We start from the raw sequence: 24257 nt of genomic DNA, 5'->3' as shown, positions 1-24257 counted from the left end.
CCTAAGCTGTACCCCATGCGCGATGTCGTCGAAGCCGCGCTCAAGGCCGCGGACGTCTCCTACGACGAGCCGCGGCCCGGGGCGTTCCTGGTCAAACTGCCCGGACAGCACAAGCTCGCCACCATGACCTGGCTGATCGTCGGCGAGCGGGTGCTGCACGTCGAGGCGTTCTTCTGCCGCCAGCCGGACGAGAACCACGAGGAGTTCTACCGCTGGCTCCTCGGCAGGAACGGCGGCATGTACGGCGTGCACTTCTCCCTCGACCCCGTCGGCGACGTCTACCTCGTCGGCCGGGTGCCGCTGGCCGCCGTCAGCGAGGAGGAGATCGACCGGCTGCTCGGCTGCGTGCTGACGTACTCCGACGACTGGTTCGACCGGGCGCTTGAGCTGGGCTTCGCCTCGTCCATCAGGCGGGAGTGGGAGTGGCGTGCCAAACGCGGCGAGTCCCTGGCCAACTTGCAGGCTTTCGCCCGTTTCGCCGACCCGGGGCAGTGACCTCCTGCCGCTCGGCACGGCGGCCATAGGATTGGCCGCATGGCGACTTTGGTGCTGCTACGGCATGGTGAGAGCGACTGGAACGCGAAGGGCCTGTTCACCGGTTGGGTGGACGTCAGCCTGTCGGCCAAGGGCGAGGACGAGGCCAGGCGCGGCGGCCGGCTCCTGCAGGAGGCCGGTCTGCGGCCGGACGTCCTGCACACCAGCCTGCTGAGCCGGGCCATCCAGACGGCCCAGCTCGCCCTGGGCGAGGCCGACCTGCTCTGGCTCCCGGTCAAGCGCAGCTGGCGGCTGAACGAACGCCACTACGGGGCCCTCCAGGGCAAGAACAAGGCCCAGACACGCGAGGAGTTCGGCGACGAGCAGTTCATGCTCTGGCGCCGCTCGTACGACGTGCCGCCGCCGCCCATCGCCGACGACGACGAATACTCCCAGGCCGGCGACCCCCGCTACGCCCTCCTCCCGCCGGAGCTCATGCCGCGTACGGAGTGCCTGAAGGACGTCGTCGACCGCATGCTCCCGTACTGGTACGACGAGATCGTCCCCGACCTGGCGGCCGGGCGTACCGTCCTGGTGACCGCGCACGGCAACTCCCTGAGGGCGCTGGTCAAGCACCTCGACGGCATCGGCGACGAGGACATCGCGGGGCTCAACATCCCTACGGGGATCCCGCTGGCGTACGAGTTGGACGCCGACTTCAGGCCGAAGGTGCGCGGCGGCCGCTACCTCGACCCGGAGGCCGCCAAGGCCGCCATCGAAGCGGTGGCCAACCAGGGCCGCTGACGCCCCACAGCTTCTCGGGCGCGCTCCGCGCCATGAGCGCAAGGACTTCGTTCCCGGAGCGAGCCCGGCCCTCCAGCCAAGGGCTTCGCCCCGGGGCGCTTCCGCGTGGCCGGGGCTCAGGGACGTCCTGCGAAGGCAAGCTCCCGCGTGAGGGGACTCCCATCCCCTCACGCGGGGTGTGGCGTGGGCTGGGGGAAGCTATGTCACCGATGCCGGACAGCGCAATGTGTGGGCCGTTCTGCGTCAGGGTGCCTATGCTTTCGGGGATGTGAGCACCTCTGCCAGGGCTGAGCGCTCCTGCCCTCTTCCTTCCGCCGGCGAAGCCGGTGTTCCAGGCGGGACGGTCTGACGTGCCGTCGTGGGAGCCCCACGTCACGCGCGGACTCGTACGCGTGGTTGAAGCGTCCTGTTGTGAGGAGTACGTCCTGTGCTTCGAAGCGGCGCAGTTCTTCGTGCGGCGCGTCGCCGAGCGAGGGGACTACGAGGAGACCGCCAGGGGGCCGTATGCCCGTGCCGCCGCGGTCTGGGGTGAACTGGCACGGCGGCATGTGTGCAGGAGCCGGGCAGGCGGTCTCGTGACGTAACCGGGGCGAGGCGGTCGTCAGTCGGACGTCGGGCGCAGGATCAGGCTGACGAACCCGAAGACGTCCCGATAGACGCGCAGCCATTCGGCGCGGTGGGTGTTGGCCGTCGTGATCGCCTCGCACCTGTCTGGATCGTCGGGATTGTCCAGGGCCCACGACGTCAGCGACCCCGTCCAGGCCCATTCGTAGTCGTCGAGCTCCTGGCGCGTGCTGATGTGGCCGTGCACCGGCATCCAGCCGTCGGCGGTGACGTGGTCCATCAGGGTCGGCAGGTCGGTGAGCTCGCCCAGCATCTCCACCGCCTCGGGTGACGGCTTCTGGGCCCAGAAACCGTCACCGACCAGGACGCGTCCGCCGGGAGCCAGATGCTCGCGCGCCGCCGCGAGCGTGGGGAGCAGGCCGCCGAACGCGTGCGTCGCCCCGACGCTGATCACCAGGTCGAACGCGTGCGGGGAGTTGAACTCGGCGGCGTCCTCGCGATGCAGGACGAGACGGTCCTGGACGCCGAGCTCCTCCGCGCTCTCGCGGGCGTGCGCCAGCGCGCTCTCGGCGATGTCCACGCCCTCCGCCTGCGACTTGGGGTACGTCGCCAGCGCGCGCAGCAGCCACTCCCCGCCGCCGCAGCCGAGGTCGAGCACCCGCGAGCCGCCCTGGGGGAGGGCGCGGTCCAGAAGGCGGCGCACCGACTCGTCGTCGAGCGGAGCCGCGATCGGATGATCCGCATGGGCGAGTCGGGAGATCTGTTCACGATTCACCGGCGGAGCCTGCCACAGGCGGAGACCATGCCGCATCCGCTTTTCCCCAGGCGGCGAGGCGTTTTGCAGGCATCTGTCGGCGCTTGCCACTGTTTGTCCAGCCGGATTGCCGGCCCTGCCGAGCGTCCCGCCGCCACGCCGGCCCCGCCCGCCGCCGCACGCGCGGCGCGCCCGCCACCCGGAGGGCCACGGGCAAGTGAAACGGGCGGCACCCCGGAGGGTGTCGCCCGCAGGGACCAGGTGAAGAGCCCGCCTTCCGAGGGCGTGGTGCGGGGCCCCTCTCGAAGGGAGCCCTGAAGGGAAGCGGACGCGACCGCTAGCTGGGACGGGAGCCGGTGACCAGGTAGACGACGTCCCGCGCCACCCGCACCGCGTGGTCGGCGTACCGCTCGTAGTACCGGCCGATCAGCGTGATGTCGATGGCCGGCTCGACCCCGTGCTGCCAGTCCTTGGCCAGGATGTTGCGGAACAGCCGCCGGTGCAGCCGGTCCATGGCGTCGTCGTCCTGCTCCAGCTCAAGGGCCGACTCCACGTCCCGGGAGGCCACGCAGCTACCGGCCTTGGTGACCAGGTTCTCGGCGATCTGCCCCATTTCCACGATGGTCGAGCGAGTCTCGGGCGGAATCGCCGAGTCAGGGTGCCGCAGCCGGGCCACCTTGGCCACGTGGACGGCGAGGTCGCCCATCCGTTCGAGGTCGGTGCCCATGCGCAGCGCCGTGATGACCATTCGCAGGTCCACCGCGACCGGCTGCTGCCTGGCCATCAGCTCGAAGATCGACGTCTCGATGTCGGCGAAGATGGCGTTCACCTCCTGGTCGCGGGAGATGACGCTCTCGGCGAGCTGGAGGTCGGCGTCGAGGAGGGCCGTGGTGGCACGGGAGATGGCCGAGCGGACCAGCCTCGTCATCTCGACCAGCTTGCCCGTCAGGAGATCAAGTTCTTCATGGTACGCGTCGCGCATGTCGTCACCGTACGTGCCGCTCGATGAACGAACTTCTACTGCGAGGTGAACTTTCCGGGAAAGGGCCGTTCATCCGCAGGTGAGAGGTCTGTCCCTTGGACTTCGCCACCTACCATCGAAGGCATGAGTGAGATGGCCATGAGCTTCGCGGCCCTGGCCGGGTTCGTCGTGGGAGCACTGGCGGTCCTGTTCTACAGGAACCAGATCGAGGCTCCGAAGAGGACCGATCCAGCCGACGGCGTCGAGACCGGAGCGGCGCTGCCGCAGGGCGTGGCCTCCGTGCTCGCCGTGCTCCCCTCGTCCGCCGTCGTGCTCGACGCGCACGACCGCGTGATGCGCGCCAGCTCGGCCGCGCGCGCGTTCGGGCTGGTCAAGGGCGACAGGCTGATGGCCGCGGAGCTGCTCGCACTGGCGAGACAGGTACGCCGCGACGGCGAGATCCGCGAGAGCGAGATCGACGTCGCCGGCCACAAGTTCGGCCAGGAGACGACGAACTTCGCCGTCCGCGTCGCCCCCCTCGGCTCCTACGGCCAGGTGCTGGTGCTGGCCGAGGACCAGACCGAGCGGCGCAGGGTCGAGGCCGTGCGCCGCGACTTCGTCGCCAACGTCAGCCACGAGCTGAAGACGCCCGTGGGCGCGCTGAGCCTGCTGGCCGAGACCATCCAGGACGCCGCCGACGACCCCGAGGCGGTCACCCGCTTCGCCGGGCGCATGCAGCACGAGGCCGCCCGGCTCACCTATCTGGTCCAGGACCTGATCACGCTGAGCAGGATCCAGGGGGCCGAGCCCATCCCCACCCCCGGCCAGGTCGCCATCGACGAGGCCGTCCACGACGCCATCGACCACTGCAACACCAAGGCCGTGGCCAAGGACATCACGCTGGTCACCGGCGGCACCGAGGGCCTGCGCATCTGGGGGGACGACGAGCTGCTCGTCACCGCCCTGCGCAACCTCATCGACAACGCCGTCGCGTACAGTCCCGAGCACACGCGGGTCGTGGTCAGCGTCCGGCCGGCCGGTGACTCGGTCGAGATCAGCGTCAGCGACCAGGGCATCGGCATCCCCGAGGAGTCTCTGGAGCGCATCTTCGAGCGCTTCTTCCGCGTCGACGCGGCCAGGTCACGGGCGACCGGCGGCACCGGGCTCGGCCTGGCCATCGTCAAGCACGTCGCCGCGGCCCACGCGGGCGAGGTGTCCGTCTGGAGCAAGGAAGGCTCCGGGTCCACCTTCACCCTCCGTCTGCCCGCCTTCGGCGGCACGGCGGTGGCAGTACCACCCTCGATTCCCCTGGAGACCGCAAAATGACCAGAGTTCTAGTGGTTGAGGATGAGGAGTCCTTCTCCGACGCCTTGTCCTACATGTTGCGCAAGGAGGGCTTCGAGGTGTCGGTCGCGGCGACCGGTCCCGAGGCGCTCGACACGTTCGACCGCAATGGCGCCGACCTCGTCCTGCTCGACCTGATGCTGCCCGGCCTGCCGGGCACCGAGGTGTGCCGCTCGCTGCGGCAGCGCTCGAAGGTGCCGGTCATCATGCTGACCGCCAAGGACAGCGAGATCGACAAGGTCGTGGGCCTGGAGCTGGGCGCCGACGACTACGTGACGAAGCCGTTCTCCTCGCGGGAGCTGGTGGCGCGCATCCGCGCGGTGCTGCGCCGTCAGGGCGACGTGGTGGAGGAGCTGGAGACGGCCGTCCTGGCCGTCGGGCCGGTGCGCATGGACGTCGACCGGCACGTCGTCGCGGTCCGCGGCGAGCAGGTGCAGCTGCCGCTGAAGGAGTTCGAGCTGCTGGAGGTGCTGCTGCGCAACGCCGGCCGGGTGCTCACCCGCGGCCAGCTCATCGACCGCGTCTGGGGCGCCGACTACGTGGGCGACACCAAGACGCTCGACGTCCACGTCAAGCGCCTGCGCGCCAAGATCGAGGCGGACCCGTCCAACCCGCGCTGCATCCTCACCGTGCGCGGCCTGGGCTACAAGTTCGACGCCGCCGAGGAGTGAACAACCCTTGTTCTGGTACGTGGGTCCGTACCAGAACAAGGGTTTTTTCATGCCGTCAGTGGGCCTCTTCGGTGGCCTCGGGGGTGGCCGACGCCGAGGGCGTCGGAGCCGGGGTGGCGTTGGGGGCGGGGGGATAGTCCTTGAACTCACGGCTGCGCGTGACCACAGGGACGGTCAGGGACACTGTCCCGGCGTTGGCGAACTGGAGGTCCAGGCGGACGCTCTCGCCGCCTCTGAGGCTCGTGGAGATGCTCTCCAGCATCAGCTGGGGCTGCGGCTTGCCGGTGTTGACGAGCTGGTTGGGGGGAAGCTGGATCGGCGTGGCCACCTTCACGGACCCGACCGAGCCGGCGGAGACGGCCTGGAGGGTGTCGGCGGCGCCCGCGGTGTTGAGGATGTTCAGGTAGATCGGGGCCGATCCGCGCCAGGCGAGCTGGGCGCCGGAGTCGGGTCCGAGGATGAACGCCTGCGGGATGTGAATGCCGCGCGTGCCATAAGCACCCTGGTCGATGAGTGCGACCGCCTCGTTCGGGGCATACGGCTTGTTGGTGTTGGCGTCGAATCCCGCCCCGCAGCCCGCCAGCACGGGGGCTGCCAAGAACGCGGCGGCTACGACAATCCAGCGACGGCTGGTCACGTGCGGGTTCTCCTTGGTCTTGCGCGGTAAGGCGCATGCGTGTTGGGCAGCGCCTACCATATCCACCTGAATCCATGGTCATATCCGCACCCCCGCAGGTCATTCGCTATGTCCGGAAATGCGATTCATACAGTCGAGGACTTGTCAAGCCCCAATATGCGGCTTTGACCTGCAGTTATGAGGATTTCACTGTTCCGGGAGGCTGTGGACGCGTGGTACCCTGGAGTACAGCGGAAGGGGTACTTGTCACATGACTTTCCAGGTCGGCGACACTGTCGTCTACCCCCACCATGGGGCTGCTCGGATCGAAGCAATCACGAAGCGATCCATCAAGGGTGAGGAAAAGACCTACCTGGTGCTCAAGGTCGACAAGGGCGACCTTACCGTCCAGGTGCCAGCAGAAAACGCGGAACTCGTCGGTGTGCGCGACGTCGTCGGCCAGGAAGGCCTTGAGCGGGTATTCGATGTTCTTCGGATGCCGCACACGGAAGAGCCGACCAACTGGTCGCGCCGTTACAAGGCGAATCTGGAGAAGCTCGCGTCCGGCGATGTGAACAAGGTTGCGGAGGTGGTTCGCGACCTTTGGCGTCGCGACCGCGAGCGCGGCCTGTCAGCGGGTGAGAAGCGCATGCTCGCGAAGGCTCGTCAGATCCTCGTCAGCGAGCTCGCGCTCGCGGAGAAGACCAACGAGGACAAGGCTGAGGCCCTGCTCGACGAGGTTCTCAACTCCTGAACACGAATCTTCCACGGGTGGGCGTCGGAGTCGACGTCCACCCGTTCGCTTCGGCCAGCTCAGGACGTGAGCTCAGCCTCGCCGGCCTCCACTGGCCGGCCGAGATCGGGCTCGACGGTCATTCCGACGGCGACGTCGCCGCGCATGCCGCCTGCGACGCGCTGCTGTCCGCGGCCGGCCTGGGCGATCTGGGCGGGCTGTTCGGCACGTCGGACCCTCGCTGGGCGGGGGCTTCCGGGGTCACCCTGCTGGAGGAGACCGCCCGCCAGGTGCGCGCGGCGGGCTTCGAGATCGGCAACGTGGCCGTCCAGGTGATCGGCAATCGTCCCAAGATGGCTCCTCGGCGTACCGAGGCCGAGCTGGCGCTCAGCGGCGCCGTGGGGGCGCCTGTGAGCGTCTCGGCCACCACCACGGACGGACTCGGGCTCACCGGGCGCGGCGAGGGAATCGCCGCCATCGCGACGGCTGTCGTGGCCAACCTTTCGTAGGCGTTCCGCGTCATATGTGTGGGATACGTGAGGGTGTCCCGGCGGGTCGTCGCCGAACCCGCCAACTGTGGGGGCGGCGGTTCGTCACTGGCGCGGTACGGATCGCCGCCTTCCGGGGGTAGTTTCCCCAGGTGCCGGGTATGTCCACATCTAAGACATGTGAACGTCTCGGGGGGAGCTACACATGATCGGCGCGATCGTTTCCGCGGTAGTCATCGGCGCCATCGTCGGTGCGCTGGCCCGGCTGATAGTGCCTGGCAGGCAGAACATGTCCATCGGCCTGACACTCATCGTCGGCATCGTGGCCGCGCTGATCGGCACGCTGATCGCGCAGGCGTTCGGCTGGGCCGACACCAAGGGCATCGACTGGATCGAACACATACTCCAGCTCGCGCTGGCTGTGATCGGCGTGCTCCTGGTGACCCGGTTCGGCACGGGGCGTGGCGGACGCACCGGACGAACCACGACCTGACCTGCTCATTCGTCGTACCGGCGCATAATCGTCGGCGATCGGGTAGCGAAGCACCCCGTGAGAGTGAACGGCTCACCCTCACGGGGAGGTTTCGTGTCATGACCATTCAGTCCATCCTTGGCGCCATCGTGATTGGCGCCGTCATTGGCGCGATCGGTCGCCTGCTGCTTCCCGGCAGGCAGGCCATCGGGTGGATCCTCACCATCGTCGTGGGCATCGTCGCCGCCCTGCTGGGCACCCTCATCGCCCAGGTGCTGGGCGTCGAGACGACCCCCGGCATCGACTGGATCGAGCTGGTGATGCAGGTCGTCCTGGCGGTCGTAGGTGTCGGCCTGGTCGCCGGCCTGCGGCGCGGCTCCAGGGTCTAGCGCCTTCGCGGGGCAGACGAGATAGACGCAATAGACGTACACGAAACGGCCCGTCCGGGATCATCCCGGACGGGCCTCTCAATTTTCGGATCGTTTCCCGGCGCGGCGGCTCATTCCTCGGGGTCCGGCGGGCGCGGAGTGCTGCGCAGGCGGCCGGACGGGGCCCGGGTGTCCTCGTGGACCACCGGGTGCGGTGCGGTGTCCTCAGCGTCGCTCTGGCGCGCCTCAGGCTCGTCGGCCGGACGGTTTCCGCGGTCGTCCTCGATCACGGGGACGGGCTGGGTGTCGACGTCGCGGTTGTCGGTGCGGGGGTGGACCAGGACGTCGGTCGGCTTGACCCGGTCGCCCCACCGGACCGGGCGCCTCAGCGGCTCCGGTTCGGGTTCGGTTTCGGGTTCGGGCTCCGGGACCGGCTCGGGTTCCGGTGCGGGCTCCGGCACCGGCTCGGGCTCAGGTTCGGGCTCCGGCTCTTGCGGTACGGCCTGCCACTCGGACACGTGGGCCGAGACCGGCGGCGTCTCCGGCGCGGCCGTGGGCCCGACCAGCGGCGTGGACTCCAGCACGGGCGGGGGCGCCTCCGTCACGAGCGGCGGCGGCGTGTCGGCCGCCCGGCCCGGATGGAAGGGCACGAGGTCGTCGTCGTCCTCCTCGTGCGCCGCACCCCGGTGGGCCTGAACGTGCTTGATCAGCAGCAGCCAGAGCCACAGGGCCAGGGCCAGCATGACCCAGGGGGCCAGTGCCACGCCCACGGCCACCTGGCGCGCGTCGAAGGCGAACCGCAGCGCGGTCGCCACGTTGGCCGCCGCGGCGGCCACGATGAGCAGGACCAGCACGGTGGCGGCCTGCGCGCGCACCAGGGGCCGGGCGTGGCGCAGCAGCAGCACGCCGAGCAGCGCGACCACGAGCAGCGCGTCGAAGGCGGCCGGGTAGAGGAAGGCGAGGTCCTGCCGCGCCTCGCCGGTGATGGCCAGCGCACGCAGATCGTCGAAGGACAGCGCGCAGGCGGCTCCGGTGAGAGCGGCCACCGCGAGCCCCGCCAGGGCGATGCCCAGGCGACGGAGCGTAGAGGGGGGAGTCACGTCCATGGCGCCTTCGAGACTACAGAAGAATGGGGATCAAGACCGATCGAGGGAGACAGATGCCCGAGCTGCCGGAAGAAGCGCGCGAACTCCTTGATGCCCCGAACCATGCGACGGTGACCAGTATCAACCCCGATGGCGGACCGCAGTCGACCGTGGTGTGGGTGCGCACGGACGGCGACGAGGTGCTGTTCTCGACCGTCCGGGGGCGGGTGAAGCCGCGGAACTTCGAGCGTGACCCGCGTACGAGCCTGCTGGTCATCGACCCCGGCAACCCCTACCGCTACCTGGAGGTGCGCGGCCGGGTGACGATCGAGGAGGACTCCGAGGGCGCGCTGATCCAGGAGCTCGCCCTGAAGTACACAGGCGGCCCTTGGGAGGACAAGCCGGGCACCGAGCGATTGATCATCCGGATCCGTCCGGACAAGGTCACGGTGCGAGGCTGAGTAATCGGCCTACAAGGGCCTCCGAGGCGTTAGCCTTGCCTTCGTGAGCCTGCACATCTACGACACCAGTACGCGCGCCACCCGTGAATTCGTTCCGGTCGAAGCCGGCCGGGCGTCGATCTACCTGTGTGGGGCGACCGTGCAGGCTCCTCCGCACATCGGGCACATCCGCTCGGGCGTGAACTTCGACGTGCTCAGGCGCTGGCTCACGCGTTCCGGATACGACGTGACGTTCTGCCGCAACGTCACCGACATCGATGACAAGATCATCAGGGTGTCGGCCGCGGAGTCCGTGCCCTGGTTCGTGGTCGCCGAGCGCAACCAGCGGGCCTTCACCTGGGCGTACGACACGCTCGGCTGCCTGCCGCCCACCGTCGAGCCGCGGGCGACCGGCCACGTGCCCGAGATGATCACGCTGATGGAACGGCTGATCGAGCGCGGCCACGCCTACGCCTCGGGCGGCGACGTCTACTTCAGCGTCCAGTCCTACGCCGACCACTACGGCAAGCTCTCCAACCAGAAGCTGGAGAACATGCGGGCCGCGGCCGACACCGACGACGAGACGTGCAAGCGCGACCCCCGCGACTTCGCCCTGTGGAAGGGCGCCAAGCCGGGCGAGCCGACCTGGCCCACGCCGTGGGGGCTCGGGCGTCCCGGCTGGCACCTGGAGTGCTCGGCGATGGCCACCAAGTACCTCGGGCCGACGTTCGACATCCACGGCGGCGGCATCGACCTGATCTTCCCGCACCACGAGAACGAGATCGCCCAGTCGCAGGCGGCCGGCGACGGCTTCGCCCGCTACTGGATGCACAACGGCATGCTCAAGATCGGCGCCGAGAAGATGAGCAAGTCGCTCGGCAACTCGCTGCTGATCCCCGAGATGGTGCAGAAGGTGCGGCCCGTGGAGCTGCGCTACTACCTGGCCGCGCCGCACTACCGCTCCTCGATCGAGTACTCCGAGGAGGCGTTGCTGGAGGCCGCGGCGGCGTACCAGCGGATCGAGGGCTTCGTCACCCGCGCCGCCGAGGTGATCCACGACGTCGACGCCGACGCGCCCCTTCCGCAGGCGTTCGCCGACGCGCTCGACGACGACCTCGGCACGCCGCAGGCGCTCGCCGTGGTGCACGAGGTGGTGCGCGAGGGCAACGTGGCGCTGTCGCGGGGCGACAAGGAAGCCATCGCACGGCTCCTCGCCGAGACCCAGAACATGCTCGACGTGCTCGGCCTCGACCCGCGTTCGCCGCAGTGGCGCGGCGGCGGCTCCGACCTGTCGCCGGTGGTCGACGCGCTGGTGGCGGTGGCCCTGGAGCAGCGCAAGGCCGCGCGGGCCCGTAAGGACTACGCGGCGGCGGACGCGATCCGCGACCAGCTCGCCGCGGCGGGCATCACGGTCGAGGACACGCCGCACGGGGCCCGCTGGGAGCTGGCCCGCTGACCTTCGCCGGTTCTCGACGGCGGGCTCCTTCCTTCCGCGCCCGCCGTCGATCCGGACCCGTCAGCGGCGCAGGGCCGTGACGGCGGCGTCGGTCGCCTCGATCACGATCGTGTGGTAGCCGTCGATGCGCGAGACGATGCCCTCACGCGGGCCCTGGTGCCATTCGGGGCTGCCGTAGAAGGCGTCCTCCTGCTCGTCGCGGGTCTCTTTCGTGGGGAACGCGCGGATCAGGTACGCCTCCTCGTGGCCGTCCTCGTCCACGAGGGAGGCGCCGTGGGCGACCACGTCGATGCCGGCCTTGGCCAGGAGTGGGAGGGCTTCGTCGCGCATGACCCGGAGGAAGTCGTCACGGGTGCCGGGCTTGAGGCGGTAGGTGCGGATCTCCAGGATCATGTCTGCTGTTCCTTCGGGAGGTCTTGTCTTCGGGGGGTGCGCTCGGGGGACACGTTCGGGGACGCGCTCGGGGACACGTTCGGGGACGCGTTCGGGGACGCGCCGGGGCGTGGAGGACGGCTGGGACGTTACCTGCGGTCGCTGACATCCTTCGTCAGTGGGTGGTTCTGTTTTGGGGCCGCTTTGACGGTGGGGAGGGTTCCGCTCCTCCGCTCTCCGCTCTCCGCTCTCCGCTCTCCGCTCTCCGCTCTCCGCTCTCCGCTCTCCGCTCTCCGGCTGTCCCGCTGTTCCGTTAGGCGCGGGGTTCGGGGGCTTCGGGTTTGTGGGCCAGGAAGAAGGCCTGCGGGCCTGAGCGGGGCTTCTCGCTCTCGTCGGGCTCGCGGATGAGCTGGGCGTACAGGGGCAGTCCGGCCTTGGCGAGGAGGTCGGCGATGTGCTCGGGGGGCGTCCAGTAGACGTCCAGCGACAGCTTGTGGCCGTAGCCCTGGCTGAAGTGGCGGCGCTCGTCGCCGACCTTGAACGCGATCAGCAGATGGCCGCCCGGGATCAGGACCCGGTGGATCTCGGCGAACACCGTCGGCAACAGCTCCGGCGGGGTGTGGACGGTCGAGTACCAGGCGACGGCACCGGCCACGGACGCGTCCGCCAGGTCCAGCTCGGTCATCGAGCCCACTTCGAAGCGCAGGCCGGGGTGGCTCCGGCGGGCGACGTCGATCATCTTCGGGGACAGGTCGATGCCGAAGGCGTTCACCCCGAGGGAGTGGAGGTAGGCGGTGACGCGGCCCGGTCCGCAGCCGAGGTCGGCCACCTCTTCGGCGTCCCGTCCCTGCACGTGCTCGGCGAACGCGGCAAGCATGGCCCGGTCGAGGGGCTTGGTGTCGAGTTCGTCCCTGAGCAGCTCGGCGTAGTCCGGGGCGACGGTGTCGTAGGCCGTTCGGGTGGCTTGGAGGTAGGCGGACTCAGTCATGGCCAAGGACGATAACTCGCGTACGGGGTGAGGGGTGGCGCTTGTGGGGTGTGTGCGGGTTTATGTGGTTGAGGACTCGTTTCGCGCGCTGGTCGAGGAGGGGAGAGCGATGTTGCTGAAGAGGTGTCGTGCTGGCAGTCGCCTTGGCCGGCCCGTGAGCGGAACGCTGCGTGCGTTTGAAGGCCAAAGTAGGGGTCCGCCGAGCACCTCATCTGCCGGAAAGCCAAGCCAGCCACATGGCCACAACCCCATCCCGCCAGAAAAGCCGCCCCGGTCTCACGGCCGAAGCCCCCAGCCCGTGGGGCAGCCCTGCCCGGCCATGCGGCGAAGTGTGGGGTCGGGTGGCCATGGTCGGCGGGATCGGGTGGGTCGGCGGGCCGATACTCTTGATGGCATGGCAGCAGGCGGTAGGGCATCGGGCAGGCCCGCGAAGAAGAAGGGCCCCTCCAAGGGCACCGGGGGCCAGAAGCGCCGGTCGCTCGAGGGCAGGGGCGCGACGCCGCCTGCCGAGATGCGTCACTGGTACAAGGACAAGGCCAGGGGCGAGCGCATCGCCAGGGAGGAGCGCGGCGAGACGCGCCGTCCGGGCAGCGGCCCGGCCCGGCAGAGGCGTTCCGAGGACGCCCCCGAATACGTCGGCGGACGCAACCCGGTGCTGGAGGCGCTGCAGGCCGGAGTACCGGCCAACGCCCTCTACGTCGCTCAGCGCGTCGAGAACGACGACCGCGTACGCGACTCCATCAAGATCGCAGCGGAACGCGGCGTCGCGCTGCTCGAGGTCACCCGCGACAAGCTCGACCGGCTGACGGAGGGCGCCGTCCACCAGGGCATCGCGCTCCAGATCCCGGCCTACGACTACGCTCACCCGTCCGAGCTGGTCCAACTCGCCCAGGACGCGGCCGAGGTCCCGCTGATCGTGGCGCTCGACTCGGTCACCGACCCGCGCAACCTGGGGGCCATCGCCCGTTCCGCGACCGCTTTCGGCGCGCATGGCCTGCTCATCCCGTCCCGCCGCGCGGCCGGTGTGACGGGCGGCGCATGGAAGACGTCGGCCGGCACCCTCGCCTCGCTCCGCGTCGCCCGTGCCTCCAACCTGACGGCCGCCCTGCGCGAATACCGCGAAGCCGGGCTCTTCATCGTCGGCCTCGACGGCGCCGGAAAGATCGACATCGGCGACGCCGACCTTCTCGCTGAGCCGCTGGTGGTCGTGGTGGGCTCCGAGGGCAAGGGGCTCGGGCGGCTGGTGCGGGAGCAGTGTGACGTGGTCGTACGCATCCCCATGCAAGCTGCGGCGGAGTCCCTCAACGCAGGAGTCGCCGCCGGTGTGGCACTGTACGAGGTCGCTCGTCACAGGCGCCGCTAGCGTCTACACTGGTAGGCCGTGCCGACGTAGCTCAATCGGCAGAGCATCTGTCTTGTAAACAGAAGGTCAGGGGTTCGATTCCCCTCGTCGGCTCGCAGCTCAAAGGCCCCTTCCGGCACATGGGAGGGGCCTTTGCGCGGTTGTACAGCGGACCTGTACAGCAACCGGATCCGCGACTCGGTTTCACGCGGCGCTTGGACCAAACGTTCCAGGGTATGAACCGCGTTTGCCGTGCTGCAGCCGGAGGCCACGAGTGACATGATGTTGTGGTGGTAGTCCATGTGGGCACAAAGGCGCTGCTAAAGCGACGGGTGCAGCTACGTCAGAGCGCTGACGAGTTGGAGAGGACCGGAGACTCGGCAACCGTATGTCTGCTGCTCTTCTATGCCGCAGAGTGCGGCCTGAAGGAGAGGATCCTCGTGCGAGGAGCGCATCGTGACTCCTCCGCAGTGGAGACCACGCACGATCTGCGGAAGCTAGCCAAAGATCTCGGCATGCCGCGAACACTCGGAGATCATCTCGACAGAGTTCAGACCTGCCGTCTGGCCACGCAGAACTCTGTGGCTTTCAGTGAATTACACCAAGTATGGCGCTATGGTGCAAAACTGGAGGATAAGGATGAACAGGAAGCTCAAGCCGCCCTTCGTGCATTGATCACTTGGTGTGAGCAGGACTGAGGAAGGAAGACATGGCGATGGCTGAGATGGTGGGCCCAGAAAATACTGTTCAGCCGCCTGAGCATCTCTTCACATGGGTCGATGTTGAAGAGCACCTCGCTTTGCTCGCGAGGATGGGCGAGTGGCCTCAGTGGCTCCTGGCCGTAGACGGCTGGTGGGACGCACTAGAAGTGGTCGTACTTGTTGGCACGCATGCGCAAGATGTGAAGTGCTGGCTCGACCAAGCGTTCGGCGCGGGCTCCACCGAATGGAGAGACGGAGTCCTTGTGCTGCGTCTTGATGATCCGCGCACCGAGACATTTGTCGGCCTCCCTGTCACTCTAAACTTCGAATCGAGCGACGAGCAGCGGGCCCGTCGTATTCCCTTGCTGCGCGAAAAGCACGTTTCGCGACAGATGGCCCAACCATTCCAGCGGCCGCCCAGCGATCGATTCGCAGGTGACGTGCAACTGCTAGCCTTTCACTCCTTTAAGGGAGGGGTTGGTCGGACTCTTCATGCCGTCGCCATGGCAGATGTGGTAGCAAGGCGTGGCGGTAAGACGATTTTGATTGACGCTGATCTTGAAGCCCCCGGCATAACTTGGATGCACAAGGCTCAAGGTGGGCAGTTGGACTTCAGCTACGAAGACTTTTTGGCCCTCTTGCAGAGTGCGGAAGACGGTGGTTATTCGGAAGCGGTTGATATTGCAGCAGAATATCTACCGAATCAGCAGGTTGGCCATTATGTAGGCGAAGGCAGCTTGACGGTAGTGCCGTCGACCCGTCGACTTCTTCTTGGCCCTCCGCGGATTGAGCCAACAGATCTTCTAACGCCAGGGCGGTCGCCGTACTTCTTGACAGAGGCGCTGGCGGCTCTAGCCGTTCGCGTGGGGGCCGATACCGTTATTGTGGATCTTCGTGCAGGGGCGTCTGAATTGTCGGCTCCAATTCTGCTGGATCCTCGAGTGCAGCGGATTTTCGTTACCACCATCAGTGATCAATCCCTCACTGGTACTGAGATGCTGGTTCGGCAAGTAGGACACCGTGCACCCACTTTGAAAGGGACGGATCCGGCGAGCTCGATAATAATTACTCAGTACCGACAGGATGCGCATGGGGCTCAGGTTGAGGATGCCTGTCTTAGGCTCGGCGACGCATTGTCTGTTGCGCTTAGAGAAGGTGCTGGCGGTGAAGAGGTCGTCGATGAGACCTCGCAAGTGGATACAGGGGTCCTGTCGAGACCCATCCTGAGTCCTTTCCGTGAAGAACTCCTTGCTCTGCCTGCCTCATGGGAGCCAGTCCTTCGTGTGCTGGAGCATTGCGGTATAGCCGATACGTTGGAATCAATCATCCCAACACCCTCATCTTCGGCCAAGGGGAATGAGGCATCGGGTGGGGCGGACTTGGAGTCGTTGCGTCGAAAGCTTGCAGAAACTGCAAAGCAACTCATATACGCGGAACGCAAGGGGCTATCATCGGCCGGCGGTTGCCTAGTGACCGATCCGCTTCGTCGGCTACTGAGCGATCATCGTACGGAGCCCCCTTTGGTGCTAGTGGTAGGGGCGAAGGGTGCTGGTAAGACCTTTCTATACTCGAAGGCATGCGTAGCTCGAACCTGGTCTTCCTTTGCAGAGCGGTCGGGTATTGCGGGAGTTCGCCTATCAGCGCCCGTGATCCCAGTCCTTGAGTCAGACAATCTAGAATATGGTGATCTGACGCCGCAGCAGCTACGAGAGGAGTTTGCTCGCAATCATTTTGGGCAAGTTTCGGTACCCGACAGTGGTCAAGACATTCGTGACCGGCTGAAGCATGGGCTTGCAACGCTCGGAGCGGATGATCTGGCGTGGCGGCGCCTCTGGCTCGAATGCCTCGCGGCTGCGGCGGGTATCGTGCCAGATGTCAACACTGGAGTAGAGACCGCTCTGACGGAACTCGCGAAGCAGGCGCCAGCCGTATTCGTTATTGATGGACTAGAGGACCTGCTTCAAACCCTTGATAGCGACGTAAAGCGAACGGCCCTACGTGTTTTGCTGGTGGACGTCCTTAACTGGCTGCGCTCTCTGCGGGGTCGGCCATTCGGGCTTGTGATTTTTGTGCGCCAGGACCTGGTCAGTCGAGCTGTGCGGCAAAACAGTGGTCAGCTCTTGAGTCGATACGATTCCTATGCCCTGCGATGGGATAAGGAGGAGGCGCTGCGGCTAGCTCTCTGGGTGGCAGCTTATGCAGATGCCCTCCCCTTGAAGGTACCCGTAGATCAGATCACTGAGCTTTCTCACGATGATGTAGTGGAGAAGCTCATACAGGTTTGGGGCTGGAAGATGGGAACTAAGAAGTCGAAGGAAGCTCGTTCTCATCTTTGGGTGCCAGCAGCTCTCGGAGACTACAACGGCCAAGTGCAAGCCAGAGACGTGGTGGTATTCCTTGCGGAGGCGGCACGCCTGTCCATTTCTCAAGGTGCCTACGAAGACCGCGTACTCATTCCTAGCGCAATGCGCAAGGCGTTGCTGGCATGTAGCAAGAATAAGATCGAATCTATCCAGGCGGAAAACCAGGAAGTGGGCGAGCTTCTCACTAAACTACAGCTGCTCAAAAGCCCAGTAACAGTTCCTTTTGTGCTGGAGGAGGTTGATCTTACCACCGAAGATGCGGATTTCCTTGTATCGGCTGGTGTTTTTGAGAGAGGCGCCGATGGCCGTTACTGGGTCCCAGAAATCTACAGGCATGGCTTGGGCTTCGGTAGTGAGCGCAGAGCTAAAGTTCTGTCACGTGGCTAGTGGTAGCGAGAAACTTGTCGTAATCGGTGCCCGCTGAGGGATGTCAGGGGGGATACCGATCAACGGGCCAGAGGGGTTACTGCTATTGGTCGACGCTTGATTGTCTCACTCGCTAGTCAAGCGGGCACCTAGCCGCTTGAGAGCCTTACGAGTTTCAGGGCTGGGGATCTGCGTGTAGACGTTCATCGTTACAGAGATCTGCGAATGTCTGAGGATGCGCATGGCCACGCGCGGATGGACGTCGAGGGCGGCCAGGAGCGAGGCGCAGGTGTGCCGGGTGTCATGGAAGCGGATGCGCGGGACACCGGCGTTCTTGCAGTGGGCCTCGAAGGCGCGGTTGAGGTTTCCTGGCTCGATGGGCGTGCCGTATCTCGTGGTGAACACCAGGTCTGAGTCCTTCCACTTGTCGCTGGCCTTTTCGCGGGCCAGGCGGCAGGGGTGCCCGGATGCTAGGAAACCGGGTAGGCGTCCTCTAGCTCGTGTCGGTCGGCGGGCAGCAGAACCTCTACCACTACCAAGGGCCGGCCAGAGGCGTCTCGTACCGCGCCGAAGACGGCCAGGAGCGGTTGGTTCTTCGGCATCGCGAGCTGCTTGGCCTCGTCGGCCGAGGGCATGCGGGCGGTGATCTGCTCCACGATGTGGTCGAAGCGGACGCCCTTGCGCGCCTGGAGGTGTTCCCGCAAGCCCTGTCTCAAGGGTTCCCCGCTGGTGAGATCCGTTCCTTCGGATAGCTCCAACGGCAGCCAGAGCGACACCAACTCGGTCGGCTCGCTGTCCCGTGTGATCAGACGCCGCCGTACGAAGGTCTTGCTCTTGGGCTGGAGATCGAGCAGAGCGCTGATCCGATTGGGGGCGGTCACCGCGCCCAATTCGACGACCTCACCCGTGGCGTCGGTCTCCGGCTTGGTCAGATACGCCTGTCCAGGTCGCTTCTGCTCGACGGAGGCCATCGCCGGTCGGCCGCGAACGAAGCGGCCCTTGCCCTGCTGGGACTCGATCCAGCCCTGCTCGCGCAGCACGCGGAGGGCGGCGACAACGGTGGGACGGGAGACGCTGAACTCTTGGATGAGCTGGTTCTCGCTCGGCAGGAGCGTGCCCGGTGGGTAGTCTCCCGACTCGATGCGCCTCTGGAGAGTCTGCGCAAGCTGCGCATACTTAGGCGGCACGGACTCTAGCGACATCATGACCGTCCAACAGCCGACAGGTTATTTTACCAAGTTTGAGCGTAACCGGCTTGCCGCCGACTGTCCACGTGGTTCGCCGAAACGGACGCCGCACATGAAGAACCGGCAGGCAGCGCAGCGACCGGGCTGGGAAGGGTGCCGCGGGGGACGCCACTGCAACTGCCTGCCGGCTGAGGCACGGCGAGACCAGATGATGACCCTCACCCCCCTTTGGAAGGGATCACCCCTGCCTCGCCGTGCCCGTCATCACCTGGCGACGTACTCAGCCAGGACGTTCGCCGCCCCCTCCGGGTCGCTGGTCGGATGCCGCTTCTCGGCGTTCTGCCAGGAGTGGTAGGCGCCGCCGTACCCGACGAACACCCACACCGGCAGCCCTTCCACCGGCCTGTGCACCAGAAGCGCGCTGTTGTTGTCGCGCAGCTCGGCGTTCACGCCGAGGTTCGTGAGCCGGTCGCGCAGCCGGACAAGCATGATGCCCTCGTCCTGGTCCTGCGCGAAGCCTGCGTTCACCGCCTGCATGATCGAATTCATTTCACGCTCCCTTCGGCCCGGCCGCTTCCGAGGCAGTCGAGACACTCCCGCTCCTCACTCAAGGTCTGATCTCCGTCGTCATCGCCGATGAGGAGCGCACGGCGTGAGTCACGCAGCTTGATCCCGCGTCCCCGGCAGGCGGGGCAGCACGACGTCTTGCTTGTCTCGTCTGGCCGGGTCACCGTCGCCATCTCCTCGTTCATCCGGCGTTCCCTGTGGCGGGAGGCCGCGTGACGTACCGTGGTTGCTTGATGACAAGTCCACCGGCAACCGCGTTTCTGCAGGGCCCCTGAACGGCCCCCTTGTTTCCCCTTTCGAGCCCCCAGCCGGGAGGAAGACCCGCAGATGCCCGACTACATCCCGAACGTGCGGCTACGTGCCTGGCGCAACGAACACAGGCTCACCCGCGCGGACATGGCCGACCGCATCAATGCCACGCCGGTAGGTATCGCCGAACACCTGACGTGTGACGAGGAACGGGTCCGCCGCTGGGAGGCCGGCGAAGTCCGATGGCCTCGCACGCCCTACCGACTCGCCCTGACGCAGCTGACCGGACTGGAACCGGAAGCACTCGGGTTCTTCCGGGGAAGGCAGAACGACAGCCGCCTCATCGAAGCTCGCGTCATCCCAGCCGACGCACTACGAGCCGAAGCCGATCTCTACGGGACAATGGAACTCGCCCAGCAACTCCAGGCATCCGACGTCGGAACCGGCACCCTGGAGGCCCTTGCCGAAGCCGTCGATCTTCTGTGCCGCGCCTATCCGGTCGTGCCCGCTGGCACGCTCCGTGACCGCACCCAAAAGCGCCTCGCCCAGATCAACCACCTCCTGGCCGGACGCCTCACCCTCGATCAGCATCGCGAACTGCTCGTGATCACTGGATGGCTGACCGCGCTACTGGGATGCGTTCACTATGACTTGGGTGAGAGGGAAGAGGCCGAGACAGCTCGACGGGCCGCGTTCGAGATGGGCCGCCAGGTCGGACACGGCGAACTCATGGGCTGGGCACACGAGATGTCAGCGTGGTTCGCTCTGGTCGAAGGCCGCTACGAAGATGTCGTGACCGCTTCCCGCATGGGCCAGGCTGTCGCCGGCACCAGCAGCGCCATGGTCCAACTCACTCTCCAAGAAGCCCGTGGCTTGGCCCGCATCGGAGAGCGCCGGGAAGCCGACCGTGCCCTGACTCGCGGAGCCGAAGTCCTCAGCAGCCTGCCCATGCCCGACCACCCAGACCACCACTTCGTCTTCGACCACGCCAAGTGGGTCTTCTACGCCGCCACCTGCTACACCTGGCTCGCCGACGACGACCGCGCCGAAGAACACGCCCGCGAAACCATCCAGATGCACACCCGCCCGGACGGCACCTCCAACGCCCCCATGCGAGTCGCCGACGCACACATCGATCTCGGCATCGTCCACGCCCGCCGGGGCGAACTCGACGCAGCGGTCGACGAGGGCCTGGCCGCATTCGACATCGACCGCCGATCACTCACCGACCTCGTGAACCGTGCCGGAGATCTCGACCGCATCCTCCGACAGTGCTACCGGCAAGAAGCCCTTGCCGAAGAGTTCCACGAACGCTTCGTAACCGCCCGGAGAGCGCTGACCAGCCGCCGTCCTGAACTGCTCGACTGAGCGCAACGCGGGTGTACTTGCGGTTTGCCGAATTGCCGAGTTGTTCTTTTAGGGATCAAGCGGCGGCGCGGCGCGCCGCCGTACCCCCGGCCCTCCGCCCGCCCGCCGTCCGGGCGTGCGGCCTGGGGGTCGGTCCCGGACGGCGGCGGGACACCGGGCCGGGCACCGCACGCCGGCCCCGCCGTACTGACCGAACGCTCCGGCCGGGGTTGCCGCGCCGCCGCACAGATGCAGCCCTACGATCGCCACTGCATGGCTGGACGCCGTACGTGCCTGGGGGCGATCGACGATCCGGGACTTCGTTCCTCAGCCCCGGCTCACGGAGCATCGTGGTAACCGTGATCAGTAAGCCCGCCCAAAGATGACACGCTTGCCATATGCCGATGCTTCACCGCAATGCACGCACCATCCGGTCTCCGGAGTACCGTCGAGCGGAATGCAGCGCGGAGTTGCTGCGACCTTGGCCTTGATGTCGTCCTCACAGGCGGGTCTGCCGCAGTGCAAGACCAACGCCCATCCCGATGCCACCGCCTCCGTGAAGGCGTCCCAGGTGTCCACTCTCATGGTGTGACTGTCGCGGTATTCGGTAGCCCGCTGAAGGAGGAAGGCTTGGAACTCCTCCAGTACGCCAGGAATGAGCTCCGGTGCAGAAGACAGCGAGATGCTTTGTTTGCCTTCGTCGCCCAGCCTCTTGGCCATCACTACAGTGCCAGCCTCAAGATCACGCGGACCGAGTTCCAGCCGGATAGGAACGCCGCGCAGCTCCCAGTCATTGAACCGGAAGCCAGGCGAAAGCTGTGCGCGATCATCGACATGGGTGCGTATACCGGCCGCCTTAAGTCGCCCTGCAAGCTCCAGCGCCGCAGCTGAGGTCTGCGCACCCTGATCGCCACGTCCAATCGGCACGATTACCACTTGATAGGGGGCGAGTCTGGGTGGGAGGACCAGGCCCTTGTCGTCGCCGTGGGTCATGATGACGCCGCCGATCATTCTGGTCGACATGCCCCATGAGGTGGTGTGACACAGTTCGAGACGACCGGCTTCGGAGGTGTACTGGATGTCGAAGGCTTTGGCGAAATTCGTGCCCATGTAGTGGGAGGTTCCAGCTTGGAGCGCCTTGCCGTCCCTCATCATGCCCTCGATGGTGAAGGTACGGACTGCGCCGGCGAACCGCTCCCCAGGTGTCTTCTCGCCGGGTACTACTGGGATCGCCGCGATGTCTCGCGCAACCTCCGTGTAGAGATCGAGCGCCAGCATCGTCTCGCGCATGGCGTCCGCCTCGTCGGCGTGTGCTGTGTGACCCTCTTGCCAGAGGAATTCCGTCGTGCGCAGGAACATGCGGGGCCGCAATTCCCAGCGCACGACGTTAGCCCACTGATTCAGTAGGAGCGGGAGGTCTCGATGGGATGAGACCCACTTGGCCATCATCTCGCCGATGATTGTCTCTGAGGTGGGCCGAACTACCAGCGGCTCTTCGAGCTCCTTACCGCCAGCGTGAGTGACAACGGCGAGCTCAGGCGAGAATCCCTCGACGTGATCGGCCTCTCGCCGAAGGTAGCTCTCTGGGATCAGTAGAGGGAAGTAAGCATTCTCATGACCGGTGTCCTTGATCCGGCGATCAAGTGCCTCTTGGATGAGCTCCCACAGGCGGTAGCCGTACGGTCGGATGACCATGGTGCCCTTGGCGGGTCCCCTGTCAACGAGCTGCGCCTTGGCAACCAGCTCGTTGTACCAGGCCGAGAAGTCCTCATTCTGAGGAGTCACACCACGTTCATCACGTCCCATGCACGGAGAATATCGCTCATGGGATGTCCTCGTGGCCCCGTGGAGGACGGCCTTGCGACAATTCCCTACGGGGAAGAGAGAGCAGACGGCAGTCATAGGGTCTGTGACGCCCAATACATCAACCTGGCCTCGTGCCTGCTCATGAGTGAGGCTTTTCCAACCTGATCGGGCTGATCAAGCAGGAGAGAACCGGGACGGGTTGGCATAAGAGGCTCTCGGCAGCTCGTACGCACGGGTCTGACCCCATGAAGACCTATAGGCTCCTGATTGCCAGATATGCCGGTTGAGCGGTCTTTTGACGGCTCGGATCATGTGTGGAGGGATCTCGGTGATGATGATCAGTCAGCTCGTGATCGCCGGGCTGTTGTTACCGAACCTGTCCGTACAGGCGCAGCCCCCTCTCCTCCACGTGATGACGTGGAACGTCTGTGCGGGCACCAACGCCGGGTGCGCGCTCTTTCGCCGCTCGAACGCCGAGCTGGCCTGGCACGTGGCAGTGCTGGCGACCGAGGCGGACGTGGTCTTCCTCCAGGAGTTCTGCACGGGCGCCGACGCCGACCTGGAACACGAGCTCGAACGCCGTACCGGCCGGAATTGGAGCGTCCGGTCGGCGGGGCTGATGTATTCGGACGGTTCTCCGTACCAGTGCCTGCCCGACAGAAACGGCAGGCCGCGTGGGGTGCTGAGCGTCACCCTGGCCGTGGCCGGAACGGACACCGACCTCGTCGTGCACCCGCTGACCTCGCCGCCGTGGGGAGCCCGCAGGTACGCCGTCTGCACGGCCGACCGGGCGTTCTGCACCGCGCACTTCTCGTCGGGATCGAGTTACGACGACAGGCAGAAGGGCAGGCCCTACCGGCACATCCAGTTGCGTGAGCTGTTCAAGCTCGGCCGGGGTGTGATCGGTGGCGACCTCAACCTGGTGCCGCGCGACGCCGCCGCGGCCTACAAGGGCCGCGACGAATGCGACCCGCGCCGGCGCTGGACCTACGTGACCCGCAAGCGGAAGATTGATTACGTGTTCGCCGGTGAGGGCCGCGTACGGAAATGCTTCGTCGATTATGCCCGGAGCACGTGGTCTGATCACGTCCCGCTGCACGCCTGGGTGAGAGCAGGCTCAACGCCGCCTGCACCACGCTGAGCCGGCCCAGCACCAGGTTGTTCGTCATGCCCTACCAGCGAAACCCGAATTTTGCGCATCCACGCTGCCGGCCAGGGACGAATTGGGATACGCCCTCACTGAGGCTCTTTCATGGGTCCACCGAGGATGAAAACAGCTCAGTGCACACGGGCGATCTCGGCCGGGACGGCGGCCCCGGTTTGGGAGCCACGTGGGGAGCCACCCGAACGGACGATCATGAACTGAGCCGTACGAGTCTGAACGGCGAGGCGACCTCCTACTGGCCCCACGAACGGACCTGAACGGCCCTGAAGATCGTTTGGGGACCTTGTAAACAGAAGGTCAGGGGTTCGATTCCCCTCGTCGGCTCTGCAGGTAGAAGGCCCTTTCCCGTGATCGGGAGAGGGCCTTTTCGATCTTGTGCACCAATGTTTCACAGCTACCGCGGCTAATCGAAGATGTGCTGGTCTTCGTGGCTTGATGGGGGCCAGGGTGACCAGGCTCTCATGGAGACTGAGTACGGCCCTGCGTTCCGCGCAATTCGGGGGTTCTGGAGTCCGTCCCGAGCTGAAAGTGCAGGTCAACGGAGCGGAGGCTGGTGACGCGGGCGGATATGCCT

The 24257-nt window shown here is 66.3% G+C and carries 25 protein-coding genes and 1 tRNA gene; 16 read left to right on the top strand and 10 right to left on the bottom strand.

Translation table 11 applies throughout. The annotated features are described in order from the left end of the window. Positions 1 to 15: 15 nt before the first annotated feature. Positions 16 to 495, top strand: a complete 480-nt coding sequence (locus tag ACIHAD_RS28765) for a YbjN domain-containing protein (RefSeq protein ID WP_397357747.1) — start codon at positions 16 to 18, stop codon at positions 493 to 495. Between the two features lie 39 nt (positions 496 to 534). After that, entirely contained in the window at positions 535 to 1278 is a 744-nt protein-coding gene (locus tag ACIHAD_RS28760) for a phosphoglyceromutase (RefSeq protein WP_397357746.1), read from the top strand. A gap of 601 nt (positions 1279 to 1879) precedes the next feature. Here ACIHAD_RS28760 and ACIHAD_RS28755 read toward each other — a convergent pair. Both ACIHAD_RS28755 and phoU read right to left on the bottom strand, forming a co-directional pair. Continuing rightward, a complete protein-coding gene (locus ACIHAD_RS28755; protein WP_397357745.1) occupies positions 1880 to 2617 on the bottom strand; it encodes an SAM-dependent methyltransferase in 738 nt (245 codons plus the stop codon). 316 nt (positions 2618 to 2933) lie between these two features. Next, positions 2934 to 3578: a phosphate signaling complex protein PhoU gene (gene phoU / locus ACIHAD_RS28750; protein WP_397357743.1), complete on the bottom strand. Its 645-nt coding sequence runs from the start codon at positions 3576 to 3578 to the stop codon at positions 2934 to 2936. A 132-nt stretch (positions 3579 to 3710) separates the two neighbouring features. Between phoU and ACIHAD_RS28745 the strand changes: the two genes are divergently transcribed. Further along, positions 3711 to 4883 carry a sensor histidine kinase gene (locus ACIHAD_RS28745; protein WP_397358042.1) on the top strand — a complete coding sequence of 391 codons (1173 nt, stop codon included), beginning with the start codon at positions 3711 to 3713 and terminating at the stop codon, positions 4881 to 4883. Further along, positions 4880 to 5572: a response regulator transcription factor gene (locus ACIHAD_RS28740; RefSeq protein ID WP_357706242.1), complete on the top strand. Its 693-nt coding sequence runs from the start codon at positions 4880 to 4882 to the stop codon at positions 5570 to 5572. Before ACIHAD_RS28745 ends, ACIHAD_RS28740 begins: the two co-directional genes overlap by 4 nt. 55 nt (positions 5573 to 5627) lie before the next feature. Here the strand turns inward: ACIHAD_RS28740 and ACIHAD_RS28735 are convergent, their stop codons facing one another. Beyond that, a complete protein-coding gene (locus ACIHAD_RS28735) occupies positions 5628 to 6209 on the bottom strand; it encodes a copper chaperone PCu(A)C (protein WP_397357742.1) in 582 nt (193 codons plus the stop codon). Between the two features lie 250 nt (positions 6210 to 6459). On the opposite strand from ACIHAD_RS28735, the gene ACIHAD_RS28730 reads away from it, so the two are divergent. The 4 genes from ACIHAD_RS28730 to ACIHAD_RS28715 all read left to right on the top strand — a co-directional run bounded on the left by ACIHAD_RS28730 (position 6460) and on the right by ACIHAD_RS28715 (position 8270). Then, positions 6460 to 6942: a CarD family transcriptional regulator gene (locus ACIHAD_RS28730; RefSeq protein ID WP_043624891.1), complete on the top strand. Its 483-nt coding sequence runs from the start codon at positions 6460 to 6462 to the stop codon at positions 6940 to 6942. Between the two features lie 17 nt (positions 6943 to 6959). Next, a complete protein-coding gene (gene ispF, locus ACIHAD_RS28725; RefSeq protein ID WP_397357741.1) occupies positions 6960 to 7430 on the top strand; it encodes a 2-C-methyl-D-erythritol 2,4-cyclodiphosphate synthase in 471 nt (156 codons plus the stop codon). A 184-nt stretch (positions 7431 to 7614) separates the two neighbouring features. Beyond that, positions 7615 to 7902 (top strand): GlsB/YeaQ/YmgE family stress response membrane protein, encoded by a 288-nt coding sequence (locus tag ACIHAD_RS28720; protein ID WP_397357740.1) that lies wholly within the window; start codon positions 7615 to 7617, stop codon positions 7900 to 7902. A 98-nt stretch (positions 7903 to 8000) separates the two neighbouring features. Further along, complete coding sequence (locus tag ACIHAD_RS28715) at positions 8001 to 8270, top strand: GlsB/YeaQ/YmgE family stress response membrane protein (RefSeq protein ID WP_352355438.1); 270 nt, start codon at positions 8001 to 8003, stop codon at positions 8268 to 8270. Positions 8271 to 8380: 110 nt separating this feature from the next. Here the strand turns inward: ACIHAD_RS28715 and ACIHAD_RS28710 are convergent, their stop codons facing one another. Beyond that, entirely contained in the window at positions 8381 to 9349 is a 969-nt protein-coding gene (locus ACIHAD_RS28710; RefSeq protein WP_397357739.1) for a DUF2637 domain-containing protein, read from the bottom strand. Between the two features lie 29 nt (positions 9350 to 9378). On the opposite strand from ACIHAD_RS28710, the gene ACIHAD_RS28705 reads away from it, so the two are divergent. Together ACIHAD_RS28705 and cysS are read left to right on the top strand one after the other, a co-directional pair. Further along, entirely contained in the window at positions 9379 to 9795 is a 417-nt protein-coding gene (locus ACIHAD_RS28705) for a PPOX class F420-dependent oxidoreductase (protein WP_397357738.1), read from the top strand. 43 nt (positions 9796 to 9838) lie between these two features. Next, positions 9839 to 11230, top strand: coding sequence for a cysteine--tRNA ligase (gene cysS / locus ACIHAD_RS28700; protein ID WP_397357737.1), 1392 nt, complete (start codon positions 9839 to 9841; stop codon positions 11228 to 11230). Between the two features lie 60 nt (positions 11231 to 11290). Here cysS and ACIHAD_RS28695 read toward each other — a convergent pair whose 3' ends face one another. Together ACIHAD_RS28695 and ACIHAD_RS28690 are read right to left on the bottom strand one after the other, a co-directional pair. Beyond that, positions 11291 to 11623, bottom strand: a complete 333-nt coding sequence (locus ACIHAD_RS28695; RefSeq protein WP_397357736.1) for an NIPSNAP family protein — start codon at positions 11621 to 11623, stop codon at positions 11291 to 11293. Positions 11624 to 11915: 292 nt separating this feature from the next. Then, entirely contained in the window at positions 11916 to 12590 is a 675-nt protein-coding gene (locus ACIHAD_RS28690; protein ID WP_397357735.1) for a class I SAM-dependent DNA methyltransferase, read from the bottom strand. A gap of 394 nt (positions 12591 to 12984) precedes the next feature. Between ACIHAD_RS28690 and rlmB the strand changes: the two genes are divergently transcribed. The 4 genes from rlmB to ACIHAD_RS28670 all read left to right on the top strand — a co-directional run bounded on the left by rlmB (position 12985) and on the right by ACIHAD_RS28670 (position 17383). Continuing rightward, complete coding sequence (gene rlmB, locus ACIHAD_RS28685; RefSeq protein WP_397357734.1) at positions 12985 to 13953, top strand: 23S rRNA (guanosine(2251)-2'-O)-methyltransferase RlmB; 969 nt, start codon at positions 12985 to 12987, stop codon at positions 13951 to 13953. A gap of 20 nt (positions 13954 to 13973) precedes the next feature. Next, a tRNA-Thr gene (locus tag ACIHAD_RS28680) sits at positions 13974 to 14046 on the top strand. 326 nt (positions 14047 to 14372) lie between these two features. After that, the gene (locus ACIHAD_RS28675; RefSeq protein WP_397357733.1) at positions 14373 to 14630 is read left to right on the top strand and encodes a hypothetical protein; all 258 of its coding nucleotides are present in this window, start codon (positions 14373 to 14375) and stop codon (positions 14628 to 14630) included. A 17-nt stretch (positions 14631 to 14647) separates the two neighbouring features. Next, positions 14648 to 17383, top strand: a complete 2736-nt coding sequence (locus ACIHAD_RS28670) for a KGGVGR-motif variant AAA ATPase (RefSeq protein ID WP_397357732.1) — start codon at positions 14648 to 14650, stop codon at positions 17381 to 17383. A 105-nt stretch (positions 17384 to 17488) separates the two neighbouring features. Here ACIHAD_RS28670 and xerC read toward each other — a convergent pair whose 3' ends face one another. The 3 genes from xerC to ACIHAD_RS28655 all read right to left on the bottom strand — a co-directional run bounded on the left by xerC (position 17489) and on the right by ACIHAD_RS28655 (position 19098). Further along, a complete protein-coding gene (xerC, locus tag ACIHAD_RS28665) occupies positions 17489 to 17812 on the bottom strand; it encodes a tyrosine recombinase XerC (RefSeq protein WP_397358041.1) in 324 nt (107 codons plus the stop codon). A 20-nt stretch (positions 17813 to 17832) separates the two neighbouring features. Further along, complete coding sequence (locus tag ACIHAD_RS28660; protein ID WP_397357731.1) at positions 17833 to 18567, bottom strand: GntR family transcriptional regulator; 735 nt, start codon at positions 18565 to 18567, stop codon at positions 17833 to 17835. Positions 18568 to 18813: 246 nt separating this feature from the next. After that, the gene (locus ACIHAD_RS28655) at positions 18814 to 19098 is read right to left on the bottom strand and encodes a hypothetical protein (protein WP_397357730.1); all 285 of its coding nucleotides are present in this window, start codon (positions 19096 to 19098) and stop codon (positions 18814 to 18816) included. 345 nt (positions 19099 to 19443) lie between these two features. Here ACIHAD_RS28655 and ACIHAD_RS28650 point away from each other — a divergent pair, with 345 nt between their 5' ends. Next, entirely contained in the window at positions 19444 to 20733 is a 1290-nt protein-coding gene (locus tag ACIHAD_RS28650; RefSeq protein WP_397357729.1) for a hypothetical protein, read from the top strand. A 342-nt stretch (positions 20734 to 21075) separates the two neighbouring features. Here the strand turns inward: ACIHAD_RS28650 and proS are convergent, their stop codons facing one another. Next, on the bottom strand, positions 21076 to 22518 hold the full coding sequence (gene proS / locus ACIHAD_RS28645; protein ID WP_397357728.1) for a proline--tRNA ligase: 1443 nt from the start codon (positions 22516 to 22518) through the stop codon (positions 21076 to 21078). Between the two features lie 331 nt (positions 22519 to 22849). On the opposite strand from proS, the gene ACIHAD_RS28640 reads away from it, so the two are divergent. After that, positions 22850 to 23659, top strand: coding sequence for an endonuclease/exonuclease/phosphatase family protein (locus ACIHAD_RS28640; RefSeq protein ID WP_397358040.1), 810 nt, complete (start codon positions 22850 to 22852; stop codon positions 23657 to 23659). Positions 23660 to 24257: the final 598 nt, after the last annotated feature.

Origin of the sequence: Nonomuraea sp. NPDC052265 (assembly GCF_044547985.1) — a bacterium.
GTDB lineage: Bacteria > Actinomycetota > Actinomycetes > Streptosporangiales > Streptosporangiaceae > Nonomuraea.
Note: the sequence above shows the minus strand (reverse complement) of the source record. Positions and strands in the feature narration are given on the sequence as shown.